Genomic DNA, 16,849 nt, shown 5'->3' with positions numbered 1-16,849 from the left:
CCATGCTTAACCTTGCCGAATACCGCCAGCGGCCCGCCTTGCTGGCCGACTGGCTTCCCTGGGCTGGGCTGATCGCGCCGGGCGTGGTGCTGAACAAGGATGGCTCGTTTCAGCGCACGGCGCGCTTTCGCGGGCCTGATCTGGACAGCGCCACGCAGGGCGAATTGATCGCCACGACGGCACGGCTAAACAACGCGTTGCGCCGGCTGGGTTCGGGCTGGGCGCTGTTCGTGGAAGCCGAGCGCCAGTCGGCCGCGGACTATCCGCATTCCGACTTTCCCGAACCGCTGTCCTGGCTGGTGGACGAAGAACGCCGCGCTGCCTTTGAGGAATCGGGGAACCACTACGAAAGCAGCTATCACCTGACGCTAGCCTATCTGCCGCCGGAGGAATCCCGCGCTCGTGCAGCCAAGCTGCTCTACGAGCACGCGCCGGGCGATGGTGTGGACTGGCGCGGTCGGCTTGACGCCTTCCTGGCAGAAACGGATCGGGTTTTCGACCTGCTCGATGGCGTGATGCCAGAAATCGTCTGGTTGGACGATGCCGCGACGCTGACTTATCTTCACGCCACGGTGTCCACGCGGCGCTACCGGCTGGCCGTGCCCGAGGTGCCTTTCCACCTCGACGCACTGCTGGCCGATTCCGCCCTAGTCGGCGGCCTTGCGCCCATGCTGGGTGACCAGCATCTGCGCGTGGTGTCGGTGCGGGGCTTTCCGACCTCGACCTGGCCGGGCCTGCTGGACGACCTCAATCGCCTGGGCTTTGCCTATCGCTGGAGTACCCGGTTTCTCTGCCTCGATAAAGCCGAGGCGGAAAAGGAGCTGGGCCGCCTGCGTCGCCAGTGGTTTGCGAAACGGAAGAATGTCATTGCGCTACTGCGCGAAACCATCTTCCAGCAGGAATCGCCGCTGGTGGACACGGATGCCAGCAACAAGGCGGCCGACGCGGATGCCGCCTTGCAAGAGCTTGGCAGCGATCAAGTCGCCTTCGGCTACCTCACCGCCACGGTGACGGTGTTCGATGACGACCCTGCCGTAGCCGACGAAAAGCTGCGCATGGTGGAACGTGTCATCCAAGGACGTGGCTTCGTCACCATCCCCGAAACCTTAAATGCAGTCGATGCGTGGCTGTCGTCCATACCAGGCAATGCCTATGCCAACGTGCGCCAGCCCATCGTCTCGACGCTGAATCTGGCGCACATGATGCCGGTGTCCGCCGTGTGGGCTGGGCCGGAGAAAAACGCCCATCTCGACGGCCCGCCGCTGATCGTCACGCGCACGGATGGCGCGACGCCGTTCCGGCTGGTGACGCACATCGGCGACGTGGGGCATACGCTGGTCGCGGGGCCGACGGGCATGGGAAAATCTGTCCTGCTGGCGATGCTCGCCTTGCAGTTCCGCCGCTATGGCGGCTCGCGCATCTTCGCCTTCGACATGGGGCGATCCATGCGGGCGACGGTGCTGGGCCTGGGCGGCGAACACTACGACCTCGGCGCGGACGGCGCCATTGCCTTTCAGCCCTTGGCCCGTATCGACAGCGAAGGCTATCGCACCTGGGCCGCCGAGTGGATCGAAGGCCGCCTGCTGCATGAAGGCGTGACCGTCGGCCCCGACGAGAAAGCCGCCATTTGGTCGGCGCTCGGCAGCCTCGCTGGTGCGCCGGTGGAGCAGCGCACGATGACCGGGCTTTCGGTGCTGCTGCAATCGAACGCGCTGCGGCAGGCATTGTCGCCGTATGTGCTGGGCGGCGCGCACGGCAAGCTACTGGATGCCGACCGCGACCGGCTCGGCAGCGGCGACGTGCAGGGCTTTGAGATGGAAGAGCTAATGCACAGCCCCGCCGCCGTGCAAGCGGTGCTGCGCTACTTGTTCGCCCGCTTCGATGCACGTTTCGACGGTGCTCCCACGCTGCTGATTCTCGATGAAGCCTGGCTATTCCTTGATGAACCGTCCTTCGCGGCACGCATCCGGCAATGGTTGAAAACTCTGCGCAAGAAAAACGTGTCGGTGATCTTCGCCACGCAGTCGCTTGCCGACATCAAGGATTCGACCATCGCGCCCGCGATCATCGAAAGCTGCGCGAGCCGGATTTTCTTGCCCAACCCGCAGGCGACCGAGCCGCAGATTCGCACGGTCTACGAGGGCTTTGGCCTCAACAGTCGGCAAATCGAAATCGTCGCCACCGCGCAGCCCAAGCGCGACTACTACTACCAATCGCGCCTGGGCAATCGTCTGTTCGACCTCGACCTGGGGCCAGCCGCGCTCGCCTTCTCGGGCGCATCCACACCGCAAGACCAACGCGACATTGACCGAGTGCTGACGCAGGCCGGCGCTCCCGGCTTCGCCGGTGCGTGGCTACGCCATCGCGGCCTCGATTGGGCCGCCGACCTGCTGCCGTCCTCGCCGTCGGCGGCTTCTTTCCTCGCTACTCAACCCCTGGAGATTTCGCCATGAAGACCCGTGTACTTTCCGTTTCGCTCGCCGCCGCGCTGGCCGGCTCGCTGATGCTCGCTCAGCCAGCGGCGGCGCTCACTTTCGTTGATCCCGTCAACTTGGTGCAGAACACGCTGACTGCCATCCGCACGCTGGAGCAGATCAACAACCAGATCAACCAGCTCCAGAACGAAGCGCAGATGTTGATGAACCAGGCGCGCAACCTGGCGAATCTCGACTTCAACATCGTCAACCGGCTGCGCTCGACGCTCGCCACGACTGAACGCCTGATTGCCGAGGCGCAAGGGCTGGCCTACGACGTGCAGAGCATGGATGCCACGTTCTCGCGCCTGTACCCGGAGCAGTACGCCGCCACCATCAGCGGCGACCGCATGGCACAGGACGCACGCGAACGCTGGAAGAACACGCTCGACGGCCTGCACACCGCGATGCGGATGCAGGCGCAGGTGTCGCAGAACCTGACGCAAGACGAAAGCGCGCTGGCCGACCTCGTGAGCCAAAGCCAATCGGCCACGGGTGCGCTGCAAGCGATGCAGGCAACGAACCAGCTTCTCGCCTTGCAGGCCAAGCAGTCCATCCAGGCCCAGCAGCTCCAGATCACACAAGACAGGGCGGCCTCGCTGGAGCTGGCGCGGCAGGCAGCGGCCACCGAGCGCGCCCGCGAAGTGCGGCGGCGCTTCCTGGGCACCGGCACGCCGTACACACCGCAGTCCGTCAACTTCTACAACAACTGACGGGAGGCGGCCATGCGATGCGTTCCTGTCCTGCTGGCCGTGCTGCTGACCGCATGCGGCCAGCAGCCGGCTGAAGACCTGACCGCCACCTTGGCCGCCGATCCCGTGCGGCTCAAGGCGCTGCGCGCCCAATGCGCAGCCGACCGGCAAACCGCAGGCGAAGACACCTGTCGCGCCGCTGCCGAAGCCTTCCGGCGGCGCTTCTTCACCGGCCAGACTGGGCCGGACGAATACCGGACGCTGGCAGAACTGCCGCCGATTCCGGCGAGTTTCGACACGCCAACCGACGACGCGCCGGAAGGTGATGCGTCGCTCGCCGCTGCGGAGGACACGCCATGAACGACGTAACGATCATCGACAGATTCCTCGATACCTTCTCGCGCTACATCGACTCCGGTTTCGGTCTGCTGCAAGGCGAAGTCGCGTTCCTGACGGCCACTCTCATTGTCATCGACATGACCATTGCCGGTCTGTATTGGGCCATGAGCCATGCGACCGGCCAGGGCGAGGACGTGATCGCCAAGCTGCTGCGCAAGGTGCTTTACGTCGGTGCCTTCGCCTACATCATCGGTAACTTCAATTGGCTGTCGAGCATCGTGTTCCGCTCGTTCGCCGGGCTAGGCATCACCGCCACTGGCTCGGCCATAACGATGGAGAACTTCTTGCAGCCGGGTCGGCTTGCCAAGACCGGCATCGACGCCGCTGCGCCGATCCTCGACCAGATCGGTGACATGGCCGGCTTCCCCGAAGTGTTCGTGAACCTCGACCCCATCGTGGTGCTGTTCATCGCTTGGCTGGTGGTGATCCTCTGTTTCTTCGTGCTCGCGGTTCAGCTTTTCATCACGTTGATCGAGTTCAAGCTGACCACGCTTGCCGGCTTCGTCTTGATCCCGTTTGCGCTCTGGAACAAAACCTCGTTCCTCGCGGAAAAGGTGCTCGGCAATGTGGTTTCGTCAGGCATCAAGGTCTTGGTGCTGGCGGTAATCGTCGGCATCGGCTCGGGCCTGTTCGCGGAGTTCCAGGTTCATCCCGACGAGCCTTCCATCGACCATGCGCTTGTCGTGATGCTGGCTTCGCTTGCCTTGCTGGCGCTGGGCATCTTCGGCCCCGGCATCGCCACGGGCCTTGTGTCCGGTGCGCCGCAGCTCGGCGCGGGTGCGATGGCGGGCGCTGCCGTCGGCGCGGTAGGCACGGGTGTTGCCATCGGTGCCGCCGCGACCGGCGTGGGCGGTGCCGTCATGGCGGGCGCACGCATGGCCCCGGCCGCCGCAAAGCTGGCCGGGAGCGGCGCACGCGCCGCCACGTCGGCGGCCAGCAGCGCCAAGTCCGCATTCCAGGCCGGTTCCGCCGCTGCGGGCGGCGGGGCTAAAGGCGCGGCTGCGGGCCTCGGCAATGTCGCCAAGACCGGCGCGCAAGCGGCAGGCCGCCGAGCTGCATCGGGCGCTTCCGCTGCCGGTCAGAAGGTGGCCGACTCCTTCCGGGCAGGATGGAACGGTGCGGATGTCGGCGCTGCCGGTTCCGGCCAGGCCGCCGCAGGCGAAGGCGCAGCCAGCGCGCCGAAGCAAGAGCAACCCGCCTGGGCAAAGCGGATGCACCGCCGCCAGCAGATCACCCATGCCGCAACCACCGCAGCCCACACGCTGCGCAGTGGCGACGGCGGCGGCTCAGGGCAAGGCCCAAGCCTGCGCCCCGATGCGTGACCCGATACCTGACCACCAAGGAGAACCCTATGCGATTCAAACGCCCGCAGGTGCGCTATGCCGACACGCCGCAGCCTGCCACCCCGTACCAATCCGCCGCGCAGGTGTGGGACGAGCGCATCGGCTCGGCCCGCGTCCAGGCCAAGAACTGGCGTTTTATGGCCTTCGGCTGCCTCACGCTTGCGCTGCTGATGGCCGGTGGCCTGGTGTGGCGCTCGGCGCAGTCCATCGTCACCCCTTACGTCATCGAGGTCGATCAGTCGGGGCAGGTGCGCGCCGTCGGCGAAGCCGCCACGCCGTACCGGCCCGCCGATGCGCAGATCGCGCACCACCTGGCGCGCTTCGTGACGCTGGTGCGCTCGCTGTCTATCGATCCCATCGTGGTGCGGCAAAACTGGCTGGACGCCTACGACTACACCACCGACAAAGGCGCGGCGGTGCTCAACGACTACGCCAGCAAGAACGATCCTTTCGCCCGTGTTGGCCGCGAGTCGGTGACGGTGCAGATCACCAGCGTGGTACGCGCCAGCGATGCCTCGTTCAACGTCCGTTGGACGGAGCAACGGTTCATCAACGGTGCCCCCGCCGGGACCGAGCGATGGAACGCGGTGCTTTCCACCGTCCTGCAAACCCCGCGCACCGAACAGCGCCTGCGCAAGAACCCGCTGGGTATCTACGTCAACGGCCTGTCGTGGAGCCGCGAACTGGATTCTTCTGAAGGAGCCAAGCCATGAACCTGTCTTTCCGCTTATACGCTTTCGCGCTGACCGTGGTGGCCCTGTCGGGCTGCGCTTCGCAGGGCAAGCCGCCTCCGTCCATTTCGCTCGATGAGCCGGTGCAGGCACAGCCGCTGCCGGAGCCGCCTGCTCCAGTGGAAGTCGTCGCCATGCCCGAGCCGCTGGCGCTGCCAGCGCAGTTGAAGCCGCTGCACGAGTTGGACGCGGCCCCGGCTAAGCCGGAGCCGGCCGATGAGAAGGTGCGCGTTTCCCGTGCCAATGCCGAGGCGCGCATCGCGCCCACGCGCGAGGGCTACGTCAATGCGATTCAGGTGTGGCCCTTCACCGATGGTGCGCTCTACCAAGTCTATGCCGCGCCGGGACGCGTGACCGTGGTTTCCTTGCAGCCGGGCGAGGAACTAGTGACGGTCGCAGCCGGCGATACCGTGCGCTGGATCGTCGGTGACACGTCCAGCGGCAGCGGCGACGCGATGCGCATCAATGTGCTGGTCAAGCCCATCCGCTCAGGCCTCAAGACGAATTTGGTCATCACCACCAGTCGCAGAACATACCTGCTGGAACTGACCTCGACGGAAAAGGCATGGATGGCGTCGGTGTCCTGGGACTACCCAAAAGACCGGATGTTGGCCTTGCAGCGCCAGTCGCAGGCGGCTAGCGCCGCCGCACCGGTCGATACCGGACTGTCGCTGGAGAAGATCCGCTTCCGATATTCCGTCTCAGGCAGCAATCCGCCGTGGAAGCCGCTGCGCGCCTTCGACGATGGCGAGAAGGTCTATATCCAGTTCCCGCCGGGAATCGCCCAAGGCGAGCTGCCACCGCTGTTCGTCATCGGCGCGCAGGGCGACGGACAACTGGTGAATTACCGTTTTCGCTCGCCTTACTACATCGTGGATCGGCTGTTCGGCGCGGCCGAACTGCGCCTGGGCGGCGACAAGGGTGACGTGGTGCGTATCGAACGCACGGATGGCTTGGCGCGGAGGAACTGACCATGAGCCAGGACGACACTCCCGACCTCGCCACGCCGCATGCGGGCAAGGTGGCACCCGAGGCAGTTGCGCTGCGCGCCCAACCGCGCCCGGTCACGCGCCTGAACCGGCGCACGCTGGCCATCCTCGTCGGCGGTCTCTCGGTCGCTGTGCTCGGCGCGCTGATGTGGTCGCTGCAACCGCAGCGGCGCGGTGCAGGCGAGCAGACCGAGCTTTACAACGTCGATCGCGTCTCGAAGTCCGAAGGGTTGGACGCGCTGCCGGCGGACTACTCGAAGCTGCCGCCCCCCTTGGCGGCATCCGTGCCGGAGTTGGGGCCGCCGCTGCCAGGCGATCTTGGCCCGGCCATTGTGAAGTCGCAGCAGCCGGTGACGGCCGCCTACGCGGCCCCCGGCAACGACCCCAACGACGCGTTGCGCAAGGAAGCCGAAGCAGCAGCGGCATCGGCGGTGTTCTTCCGCTCTGGTTCGCAGAAGGCCGCGCCGGTGGCGCAGACACAGGTAGCCGCTGCGCCGGGCTTCACCGCCAATGCGGCCTTCGACCCGCTGGCGGCCGGGCCTGCGTCGACGGCGGCCCAGCCCGCCGACCCGACCGCCGTGCAGAACCGGCAAGACCAGAAAGAGGCATTCCAGAAAGCCGGAACCACGGAAGCCCGTGATTCCGGCAACCTGACGCTGCCGGCGTCGCCGTATCAGGTCATGGCCGGAACGGTGGTCGCCGGGGCGCTGGTGACGGGCATCAAGTCGGACTTGCCGGGCGATGTGATCGCCACAGTGACGGAGCCGGTCTATGACACGGCTACCGGCAAGTTCCTGCTGATCCCGCAGGGGTCACGCATCCTGGGCAAATACAACAGCCAGGTCAGCTACGGGCAGAGCCGCGTGCAAGTGGTGTGGAACCGGATCATCCTGCCCGACACGTCTTCGCTCAAGCTCGACAACTTGGCCGGCACCGATCCGGCCGGCTACGCCGGCTTGGAAGATGATGTGGATTGGCATTGGGATCGCGTCTTTGCCGGTGCGGCACTGACGACGCTACTGGGCATCGGTGCCGAACTGGCTGCGCCGGAGAACCGGCAGGACGGTGATCGCGTCATCATCGCCGGCCGCGATAGCGCCCAGGACAGCATCAATCAGGTCGGTCAGGAGATGACCCGGCGCAACCTCAACATCCAGCCCACCTTGACGGAGCGCCCCGGCTTGCCGGTTCGCATCATCGTCAACCGCGATCTGGTGCTGCGGCCGTACCAGCCACTTTTCTTCAACAGGGGGACTTCGCGATGACGACGCGCAAGCTACGGCTCGGGCCGCTGCCGAAAACGGAATCCACGAAGCTGACTTTTGCTTGCCCGGCCAGCCTGAAAGCCGACCTCGACCGCTACGCTACGCTGCACGCGCAGACCTACGGCGAGGCGGTCGATGCCACGGTGCTAATTCCGCACATGCTAGAAGCCTTCATGGTCGGAGATCGGGGATTCAGGAAGGGAGGCCCGGGCAAGGCCGCGCCGCCGAAGCCAAGCTGATGATGCCGGTTTCCGCTGGCGGCCATCCCTCAAACGCGCAGCCCAAGGCTGCGCGTTCTTCATTCTGGAGGACGGCGACCGATTGGGCTATGAAGACCAAACGCGGCTACCGCCTGCAGGCAACCGCCCCCGATGCAGCACGCTCGGGCTTTCTACCGCGAAGCTCCTATGTGGCTCCCAGCCCACAACGCCACAGCCCCGCAAGGCGGCCCGAAGTAGAGCCAAACCCGCACCCCATATAGACTTCCGGCCATCAGGCTGATTTCAACAATCGCTTGACTGCGGACATTTTTTATTGCGCTTGGCAAGCGAACCCTGTTTATTCAATTCGTAGCTAATAAAATTACTGCCAAAACCAATTAATATTGGAGCTGAAGTTAATGAAATATCGTAATATTGCGCTCGTTTGCAGCCTCTCCATGTTTGCTGCAATCCCTGCATTGGCAGCATCAGAAAAATCTCTGTTCAATGTAGACTATGTGAACCGTGATATTGCACCTGCCGGCACGCCTGCTGCTTTTGAGGTCGCTTTTCCAAATGCTCAGCGCAGCGAGGCACAACGCACAATCGGAGAAGATACGTTCAGCTTTGTTCCTTTAGCCTTCATTCCCCTCAGCGACACACGTGTTGCGCTGATCAGCACCGGCGCGAATGAATGTACCAGTCAGGCCTGTTCCGGTCTTAACACTGTTCACTATCTGGAACATTCTGCGGGAGCGCCACAATATCCTTATACGCTGAAGGGTGAGTGGATGGATGTTGGCATGACCGGCGTTGTAGGCAATCCAGCCATCCGCTGGGGCTGGAGTGCCAATATTGCTGATGCACCCGTTCTCTATACGGAAGCAGGTGGGACATGGCAGGGACGTTCCTGCACGTATGCCATTCTGACAGAACTTACCGAGAGCAAGCCTGTCGAAATTGCTCGTATTCCCCTGCACATGTCAGATGCTAGCAGCGAAGAAAAAGCCATTAAATATGACGGTGAAATTACGGATGCAGAAAAAGGCCGCAGCCTGACAGTTTCATATAGCGGAACAGAAAGTTTTCAGGAAATTTATAAACGCGGAGCCGACGGCAAGTTTCAGCTTGAAGGCAAGTCACGTGTTCCTGAATGTTAAACACCGTGCCAGCATTTCATTTCTCATGTGACGTTATTTCAGTTGAATCCGAAACCTTATTGGCGTTTCGGATTTGCAATCATTGTACCTGCTAAAATACAGCCAAATATTGCTATAAGGGCAAAATAAATGCTTGAAAACTCAACACGAATTCTTCGTTCTGCTCTCTTGGCAGCGGGCGTTATGGCTGCCGGTTCGGCTGTAGCAGAAACACCGGCATCTGCGGATTGGGCTGTAAAAACAATCAGTACTCTGTCGGATGCCGATCTTGTTGTCACCTCTGCTGCTGGCAAAGCATTTTTGGAAAAGCTGAGCCCTAAAGGGATCGCAGCTTGCGATGCTCCAACTGAAAATCGTCCCGATTTCGACAAGCTGTGTTCCTGGGCGCTGAACAATGAAGAGTCAGACTTTGATATTCTGCTCGGCATTAAGAATGATAAAATCGTTAGCTTTGTTGCGTCTTTCACTCCTGAGAAAGACGACATCTGGGTATGCGAAGCCACCAAAAAAGACATACCGGAAAGCGATCTGCAGACCTGTAATGTCCGTTCAGCAGATGAAAAAAGCCGCCAACACTGGTCAGAAAGCTGGGAAAGCTTTTTGAATTCCATTAACTAGTTCTGCGATTACAAGTCGGATCAATGGCAGTGAGTGAATTCAGTTTTCGCTCGCTGCCGGATTAAAATATTTTCATCTGATCTGCGGCATTTCCGGCTCAACCGACCCCATATCGCCTCCTCAATGCGACCAACTATGGAAATGTGAGCGAGTACAATAGAGTCATAGCATCATTTGTAATTGTACATCATGCTAACGCTTTCGCGAATACTTACACTTATTTCATATTCCCTGATGACAGGCTTAAGTTCTTATCTCATAATTCCCATCGGAACAGCATGAGCATCGTTCGTTCGCTAATTTATATTTCTTATCCGCCTACATAATAGAATAAAGTATTATTTTATCACTAAGCAAACTTACGAAAACAAATACAACCAAGCCTGAACAATACTTCTATTACTTAAAAACAGCCTATCATTATTAACATAATACAAACTTGCTTGAGAATTCTGTCAATAAATTTTCCTACTCGGATCAGGGAGTTTTGAATGACTGCTGAAGCCAGATCAGTGCGTATCATACGAACGGTTCTTGAAACGCTGCGCCCCGCAATTAATGTAGAACTATGGGACGGTACATGCATAGGGAACTATGACGGCCCCTCACTTGTCATCAATGATCCGACGATTGTTCGGCAAATGATCCTGAAGCCAAATTATGATACTCTGATTGATATTTGGGTATCGGGACGTATTGATATTAAAAATGGTACGATTTTTGATGTCGCCAATACGAAAATTGACGGCAAGCTCAAGCAAAAACTTAAAGACTTACCAAAATGGAAACTATTGAAAGATCTTCCGGCACTGGTATTTGCTGGTAAACCGGCTGTACCGCAAGCAATTGATGGCAAAGCCCCTTTTGTAAGCGGCTCCAATAAAGATGCAATTTCGCATCATTACGATGTGTCCAATGCGTTTTATAAATTATTTCTTGATGAGCGCATGGTTTATACCTGCGGTTATTTTACAAACTGGGATAATGATATTCATCGGGCGCAGAAAGATAAACTTGAACTAATTTGTCGTAAACTGCGCCTCAAGTCGGGCGACCGTCTTTTGGATATCGGCTGCGGCTGGGGAGCACTGCTTATTTATGCAGTGCAGAATTTTGGCGTTACGGGGACAGGCGTCTCTTTGTCAGAAGCGCAAACAAAGCTCGCGCGCGAGCGGATCAAAGCACTCGGCCTTGAGAATAAAATTACTATTCATATCAAATCCTATACGGAACTTGATGATAAGTTTGATAAAATATCGTCCATTGGCATGTTTGAGCATGTTGGCATTGAAAACTACGATCAGTATTTTTCAACGGTAAACCGGCTTTTGCGTCCGGGTGGTCTATATATGCATCATGCAATCACCCGCCGGATGAAAAAGAACCAAAAGGCTTTTAAGCGAAAGAGTGCCGAACACCTCGCATTAGTCAAATATATTTTCCCAGGTGGTGAATTAGATCATTTAGGTATGACCGTTGAAAATCTCGAAGGACATGGTTTCGAAGTTCACGATGTTGAGAACCTGCGTGAACACTACGGGCGAACTTGTCAGCTCTGGCATGAAAAACTTTATGCCAATTTTGACAAGGCCGCAGCGGAAATTGGTTATGCGAAAGCACGCTTATGGATCCTTTATCTGGCAGGCTGTTCTCTGGCGTTTAAGCGGGGAACCGTTCAGATCAATCAAACTTTAGCTTCTAAACGCAGTCGGTCCCTTGTGGCAGTGCCGCAAACCCGTGCTGATATTTATGCTGATTTTTAATCAGTGTTGAAAAGACCACTAGCAACACAATGCAGTCAAAGGATCTGCAAATTTGATGGTTAAAACAGCATTTGTGCTGCTCGGGGTCAAATGTCAAATTCAATCCACTAAAGAATAATTCCTTAAACTTGAAGCAGTTAAAAGTAAAATTATGCTGTAAATATAGTGTGTCAGAGCGGTCTTTGTGCGCCCAAGAGAGTACCGGCCCTCTAGAGCAGTTCACTTTCAAGTTGGCCGTAGACCGCTCAATCTTTTATCAGTCATCGCGCCCGCACCTCAGCTTTCTGCGCCGAAGTCTGCGGCAGGATGATGCTCGCTGCAATCGCGAGTTCGGCGAGCGCCGCGACGAGCAATATGCCAAGGAAGGCCTCCCGTCCAAAATAGACAAGTACCCACCCGCCGACGAGCGGAAAACCGAAAATACCAATAAAATATGATAGCACAAACCATGTGAGTGCAGCGTGGCGATATTCCTGCTCTGTATTATTCACCGCCCATGTCTGAATGACGGAATAGACGAGACCGTAGCCAATTCCGGTCAGCACCGCCGAAAGAATCTGAAAGGCCGGATGGATGGTGACGCCGAACATCGCAACAACACCGAGCGCCATGGAAATCAGCAGCCCCACCGCCAGTTGCACCTGCGGCAACGCGGCGAGAAATCGGGCAAGCAACAAGCGGGCAGCAACGACAGCTACACCATAAACAGCAAAATATGAGGCGACATTGGCCGTCGTACCTTTTACCAGCGACGACTGAAATGTCATTAAGCCGGAGAAAACGCAGGCGCCGAGCGCCACCATTAGAATTGGCCGGATCGACGGACTACAGGCAATGACCTTGATCTGACGAACCCAAGGGCGAAGGGCTGATGTGCGTTCTAATCCCGGTGTTAGTGAACCAAAAATCCATAGCAGCACTGATGCTGCCAGACAGCCGATACTCACGAGCAGAAATGTACTTTCTACCGAGAGGCCGATTTCCTGCATCGCAAGGTTGAGAATAACAGGACCACCACCGATACCCGCCATCTGGAAAGCGCCAAAGCGGGTGAACCAAAAAGCCCGGTCCGCATCCGTCACCCGCTCGGAAAGCGCCATTGGCGCGCCGATGTAGAACATCCCCCACCCAAGCCCGATTGTAAAGCCGGAGATCAACGGCAGACTGAGACCGCCAACGTCAAAAGCGAGCAAGACGAAACCGGCAGCCACAGCAGCCATGGCCATTGCACTCATCCGCGCCGCATCAATGCGGCCTGAGAACCAGCCGATCAGCGGCACGCCGGTAAAAGTGCCAACCATGGCCGCACCAAGCGTCAGTCCGGCATCAACATCGCTGCCGCCATGAGCGCGATAATAAGCTGGAAAAAGAAAAGTGGCACCATAACCCGCAGCGGCGAGCATCGCACCAGCGAAAAGGAAGGGAGCTGCAGACTTGCGCATGAGACTATAAAACCATTGTTGAAAGTGGCTTTATAAAAATCCATAATGAATTAAAATTCCAGAGCCACTATGAGCAACCTATGCAAACCACTTCGACCAATAACCAGCCTGCAAAGGCCTTGCGGCGGGAGAGTGCCGCGGCCGGCTTTCTGCCCGTGATAGACGCGTCCTCGTCTGTTCCTGCTGTTCGCCAGCTCTATTTGCAGCTTCGTGACGGTATTGTTTCAGGTTTGCTCCAGCCAGATCACCGACTGCCCTCAACACGGTTGGCATCATTGGAATGGTCCCTTTCAAGGGGCCTTGTCACCGAGGTTTATGAAATGCTGATCGCAGAAGGCTATGCTGTCGGCAGGCACGGCTCAGGCACCTATATCGCAAGTGGATTACCTGCGATGCTCATCGGCAGCGACAAGGCACGCGGTATAACCCGCACGACCAAGCGGCGCGGCATTTCTGTGGCGGCGATGCGCGCGATGCAAACAGATCTGGCTCCACCGCCTCAGGTCGCCTTCTCCACCGGCCGTGTGGTTCATGATGCGCGTACTGCAGGTCTCCTGAAACGCCTCACCTATCGCCATATTGATTATGCCACTGACACTTATCGCGACCCGCAAGGCGAGGTATCGCTACGTCAGGCGATTGCGGCGCATCTTGCTGCCTCACGCGGTGTGCGCTGTGAACCGGATCAGATTTTCATCACCTCAGGAACCCAGCAAGCGCTCGATTTCATTATCCGTGTATTGGTATCACCTGACGAAACCGTGATGGTGGAAGATCCATGCTACCCACCAGCGCGGCTCGCCTTCGTGCTCAACGGCGCTCAAGTCACCGGACTCCCCGTCGATGATGAAGGCCTGATTACAGGTAATCTTGCCGCCTATGACGGGAAAGCACCGGCGGCAATCTACGTCACGCCCTCGCATCAATACCCTTCAGGCTCTGCGCTACCGCTTGCCCGCAGACTGGAGCTGCTCGCCTTCGCAGAAGAACGCGGCAGCTGGATCATTGAGGACGATTACGACAGTGAATTTCGTTATGACGGCCATCCGATCGCTTCGCTGCAAGGTCTCGATACGACGCGGCGTGTCATCTATGCCGGCACTTTCAGTAAGGCGCTGCTGCCAAGCATTCGCGTCGGCTACCTGATTGTCCCGAGTGATCTCGTTCCCGTTTGCCGTGCTATACGCCCGATCATGGATCGCTTTCCGGCTCCGCTACACCAGCACGTCGTCGCCGATTTCCTCAACGAGGGCTATTTCGCCTCTCATCTGCGCCGCCTGCGTGAAAGCTATCGCGCCTCACGTAATAATCTTGCCATGTTATTGAAGGAACGGCTTTCCGACCACCTGATTGCTCCGCTTCCCGAACAGGGCATTCATTTCACCGTGAAAAGCACAGGCACATGGCACGACGACTGCGCGCTGGCTGACGCCGCAATGAAAGGCGGGGTTGTCGTTATTCCAGTTTCACCGATGCATATCTTCACCGCAGCGGAACCTCGATTATTACTGGGTTTTTCAGGTCTGAAACCGAAAGAAGCGGAAATCGCAACAGCACGTCTGGCGCGCGTTTTTGACAGCGTAACAAAGCACAAAGCGAGGTAACACCCTCCGCAAATGAGCTTTGAGTTATGACACTAAAAATACATGAGTAATATTTTCATATTATATGCTGATAAATGTCAGACTTAGTGCTAAGTGGCTAACTTCTATTAAGCGGCTCCCAGATGAGCTGACGGCATTGGCGAAAATTGTCATGAATTGGGATCTTCAAGATCTTTTTAGAAGGCACGCAAGGGAAATTACGCGCTTTCTCAGGCGACGCGGATATGATCCAGAAACTGCGAAAGATATAACGCAGGATACATTTTTGCGCGCTCATAGCGCCCGGACCAGTTCGGATATCAATAACAGCCGGTCATATTTGTTTCGTATTGCGGATAACCTCGCCAAGGATCATTTTCGGGCAGGAAAGGTGCACGGCCAGTACATCGAACCCGCCATTATATTCGATATTGCTGATGAAACGCCAGATCCCGAACATATAACTGACTACCGGCAACGACTTGAGTTACTGGAAAAGGTAATCTCAACACTACCTGCACGGCAAAAAGAAGTCTTTTTAATGCATAAGTTTGATGGCTTGAGCCATGGAGAAATTGCCCAGAAACTGGGGATTACCAAAAGTGCTGTTGAAAAGCTGATTATGAAAGCGCTGGCGCATTGCAGAGATCGCCTTGGTGATCTCATTGATTGATTCATGGGCATGTCCTGCACAAGAAAGGTGAGGTAATGCGAAGCTAGAGCGCCGTGTGCCATACTTGGCACACAAAGGTCGCTCTAACACTTTAAAATGAGAGCATAATTTCACCTTAAACTGATCCAAGTTTAAGGTGAAATTATGCTCTAATAGATTGGATTTGACGGTTGAACCCCAGCCGTCATAAATGCAGTTGCAAACATAAAACGCATAAAATCCACCAAATTCAGACTGTTTTTGTAAAAAACGCATTTCGGCGACTAGAGCATTTGACAATGCGATAATTGAAAGAAAGCAGAGCGAGTACGGCGATCCAATCCGGACGTAACCGTTCTGGTGTTCTCAAACATGCATAAGAAAGTAACCGGCAATCACAATGGTTGATACAAAGGACAACAGCGCCAGAAAATCCCGCGATCAGGCGATAGCTTGGTTCGTCCGTATTAACTCAGGTCATGTGACTGACGCCGAAAAAGCTGAGCATGCCGAGTGGATGGCCGAAAACCCAAAAAACCAGATTGAATATCGGGCACTTAGTGAAATTTGGTGCGATCTGGATTGTATTGCTGACCCTCGAAAAAAAATTGCGCAACATATTCCGCATCAACGCCCTATATACACGCGGCGCGCTTTCCTTGCCGGTAGTGCTGCTATTGCAGCTTGTGCAGGTCTTATCGTCGTGTCGCCGCCTGATTTTCTGTCCAGTGATTATGCCACCGGAACAGGCGAGTTACGCAGCGTAACACTTTCTGATGGCTCAACAGTTGATCTGGATGCAGACACAGCGATAGCAATCGACTTCACCAACCAAACCCGCACAATAAAATTGTTACGCGGGCGCGCCTTCTTCGATGTCGCCGGCGATAATTCACGCCCGTTTACCGTGACAGCCGCAGGGGGCAGCGTGACGGCCTTAGGCACACGTTTTGTCGTCCATGCATGGGATGAAGACGTCACTGTTTGGGTTGAGGAAAGCTCCGTCTCTGTCATCGCTCCCAATAATACGCAGCGGATCATCAATGCCGCACAACTCACCACGTTTAATGCCGCGGGATTTGGATTAGTCAGTCCCGCTGACGCTCAGGCCGAGGGCGCATGGAAGCGAGGCAAACTGATTTTTGAAGACCGGCCGCTCAGGCAGGTTCTCGCCGATGTTAACCGGTATCGCAGCGGAACCATCCGCGTCGCTGACAGCAATCTTTTAAACATGCGGGTCAGCGGAATCTTTGACATAAAAAATCCTGATGGTGTGCTTGATGCCATCCGCAATACATTGCCTGTCCGTACAATCGAACTCACCCGCTATCTTGTGATTTTAAGCCCGCTCTGACGCTCTCTGACGCTCTCTGACGCTGACAATGCAATTTTCAATCACCATCAACGGACTCTCCAAAACAGATATTTAAATATGATAATTATTTTCAACTTTGATGGTGAGGTGCCCGCTGTCGAGACTCGTCTTTGTATGTGAGGGGCATTCTTATGCCTGCAAGCGATGTAGTGACAGGAGAATG

The 16,849-nt window shown here is 57.2% G+C and carries 15 protein-coding genes; 14 read left to right on the top strand and 1 reads right to left on the bottom strand.

Annotation, left to right across the window (positions count from 1 at the left end):
- Positions 1–2: 2 nt before the first annotated feature.
- From trbE to QUF18_RS07480, 11 genes are all read left to right on the top strand, one after another.
- Positions 3–2,453: a conjugal transfer protein TrbE gene (trbE, locus tag QUF18_RS07530; RefSeq protein WP_004883099.1), complete on the top strand. Its 2,451-nt coding sequence runs from the start codon at positions 3–5 to the stop codon at positions 2,451–2,453.
- Positions 2,450–3,187, top strand: coding sequence for a P-type conjugative transfer protein TrbJ (gene trbJ / locus QUF18_RS07525; protein WP_004883101.1), 738 nt, complete (start codon positions 2,450–2,452; stop codon positions 3,185–3,187). Before trbE ends, trbJ begins: the two co-directional genes overlap by 4 nt.
- Before the next feature lie 12 nt (positions 3,188–3,199).
- On the top strand, positions 3,200–3,526 hold the full coding sequence (locus QUF18_RS07520; protein WP_004883103.1) for a hypothetical protein: 327 nt from the start codon (positions 3,200–3,202) through the stop codon (positions 3,524–3,526).
- Entirely contained in the window at positions 3,523–4,887 is a 1,365-nt protein-coding gene (gene trbL / locus QUF18_RS07515; protein ID WP_004883106.1) for a P-type conjugative transfer protein TrbL, read from the top strand. Before QUF18_RS07520 ends, trbL begins: the two co-directional genes overlap by 4 nt.
- 29 nt (positions 4,888–4,916) lie before the next feature.
- Positions 4,917–5,621, top strand: a complete 705-nt coding sequence (trbF, locus tag QUF18_RS07510) for a conjugal transfer protein TrbF (protein WP_004883108.1) — start codon at positions 4,917–4,919, stop codon at positions 5,619–5,621.
- Positions 5,618–6,610: a P-type conjugative transfer protein TrbG gene (gene trbG / locus QUF18_RS07505; RefSeq protein ID WP_004883112.1), complete on the top strand. Its 993-nt coding sequence runs from the start codon at positions 5,618–5,620 to the stop codon at positions 6,608–6,610. Before trbF ends, trbG begins: the two co-directional genes overlap by 4 nt.
- Before the next feature lie 2 nt (positions 6,611–6,612).
- Positions 6,613–7,893, top strand: a complete 1,281-nt coding sequence (locus tag QUF18_RS07500) for a TraB/TrbI/VirB10 family type IV secretion system protein (RefSeq protein ID WP_004883119.1) — start codon at positions 6,613–6,615, stop codon at positions 7,891–7,893.
- The gene (locus QUF18_RS07495) at positions 7,890–8,132 is read left to right on the top strand and encodes a DUF2274 domain-containing protein (protein ID WP_289386467.1); all 243 of its coding nucleotides are present in this window, start codon (positions 7,890–7,892) and stop codon (positions 8,130–8,132) included. The genes QUF18_RS07500 and QUF18_RS07495 overlap by 4 nt, the downstream gene beginning before the upstream one ends.
- Positions 8,133–8,512: 380 nt before the next feature.
- On the top strand, positions 8,513–9,253 hold the full coding sequence (locus tag QUF18_RS07490; protein ID WP_289386466.1) for a hypothetical protein: 741 nt from the start codon (positions 8,513–8,515) through the stop codon (positions 9,251–9,253).
- A 129-nt stretch (positions 9,254–9,382) separates the two neighbouring features.
- Positions 9,383–9,871 (top strand): DUF2059 domain-containing protein, encoded by a 489-nt coding sequence (locus QUF18_RS07485; protein WP_289386465.1) that lies wholly within the window; start codon positions 9,383–9,385, stop codon positions 9,869–9,871.
- A 491-nt stretch (positions 9,872–10,362) separates the two neighbouring features.
- A complete protein-coding gene (locus QUF18_RS07480) occupies positions 10,363–11,634 on the top strand; it encodes an SAM-dependent methyltransferase (RefSeq protein ID WP_289386464.1) in 1,272 nt (423 codons plus the stop codon).
- A 260-nt stretch (positions 11,635–11,894) separates the two neighbouring features.
- Here QUF18_RS07480 and QUF18_RS07475 read toward each other — a convergent pair whose 3' ends face one another.
- Positions 11,895–13,076 carry an MFS transporter gene (locus QUF18_RS07475; RefSeq protein WP_289386463.1) on the bottom strand — a complete coding sequence of 394 codons (1,182 nt, stop codon included), beginning with the start codon at positions 13,074–13,076 and terminating at the stop codon, positions 11,895–11,897.
- An 80-nt stretch (positions 13,077–13,156) separates the two neighbouring features.
- Between QUF18_RS07475 and pdxR the strand changes: the two genes are divergently transcribed.
- The 3 genes from pdxR to QUF18_RS07460 all read left to right on the top strand — a co-directional run bounded on the left by pdxR (position 13,157) and on the right by QUF18_RS07460 (position 16,665).
- Positions 13,157–14,680, top strand: coding sequence for a MocR-like pyridoxine biosynthesis transcription factor PdxR (pdxR, locus tag QUF18_RS07470; RefSeq protein WP_289386462.1), 1,524 nt, complete (start codon positions 13,157–13,159; stop codon positions 14,678–14,680).
- 151 nt (positions 14,681–14,831) lie between these two features.
- The gene (locus QUF18_RS07465) at positions 14,832–15,332 is read left to right on the top strand and encodes an RNA polymerase sigma factor (RefSeq protein ID WP_289386461.1); all 501 of its coding nucleotides are present in this window, start codon (positions 14,832–14,834) and stop codon (positions 15,330–15,332) included.
- Positions 15,333–15,711: 379 nt separating this feature from the next.
- Positions 15,712–16,665 (top strand): FecR family protein, encoded by a 954-nt coding sequence (locus QUF18_RS07460; protein WP_289386460.1) that lies wholly within the window; start codon positions 15,712–15,714, stop codon positions 16,663–16,665.
- The last annotated feature ends 184 nt before the right edge of the window (positions 16,666–16,849 follow it).

It is taken from the genome of Pseudochrobactrum kiredjianiae (assembly GCF_030362795.1).
In the GTDB taxonomy this organism is placed as follows: domain Bacteria; phylum Pseudomonadota; class Alphaproteobacteria; order Rhizobiales; family Rhizobiaceae; genus Pseudochrobactrum; species Pseudochrobactrum kiredjianiae.
This window is presented reverse-complemented; position numbering and strand designations above follow the sequence as displayed.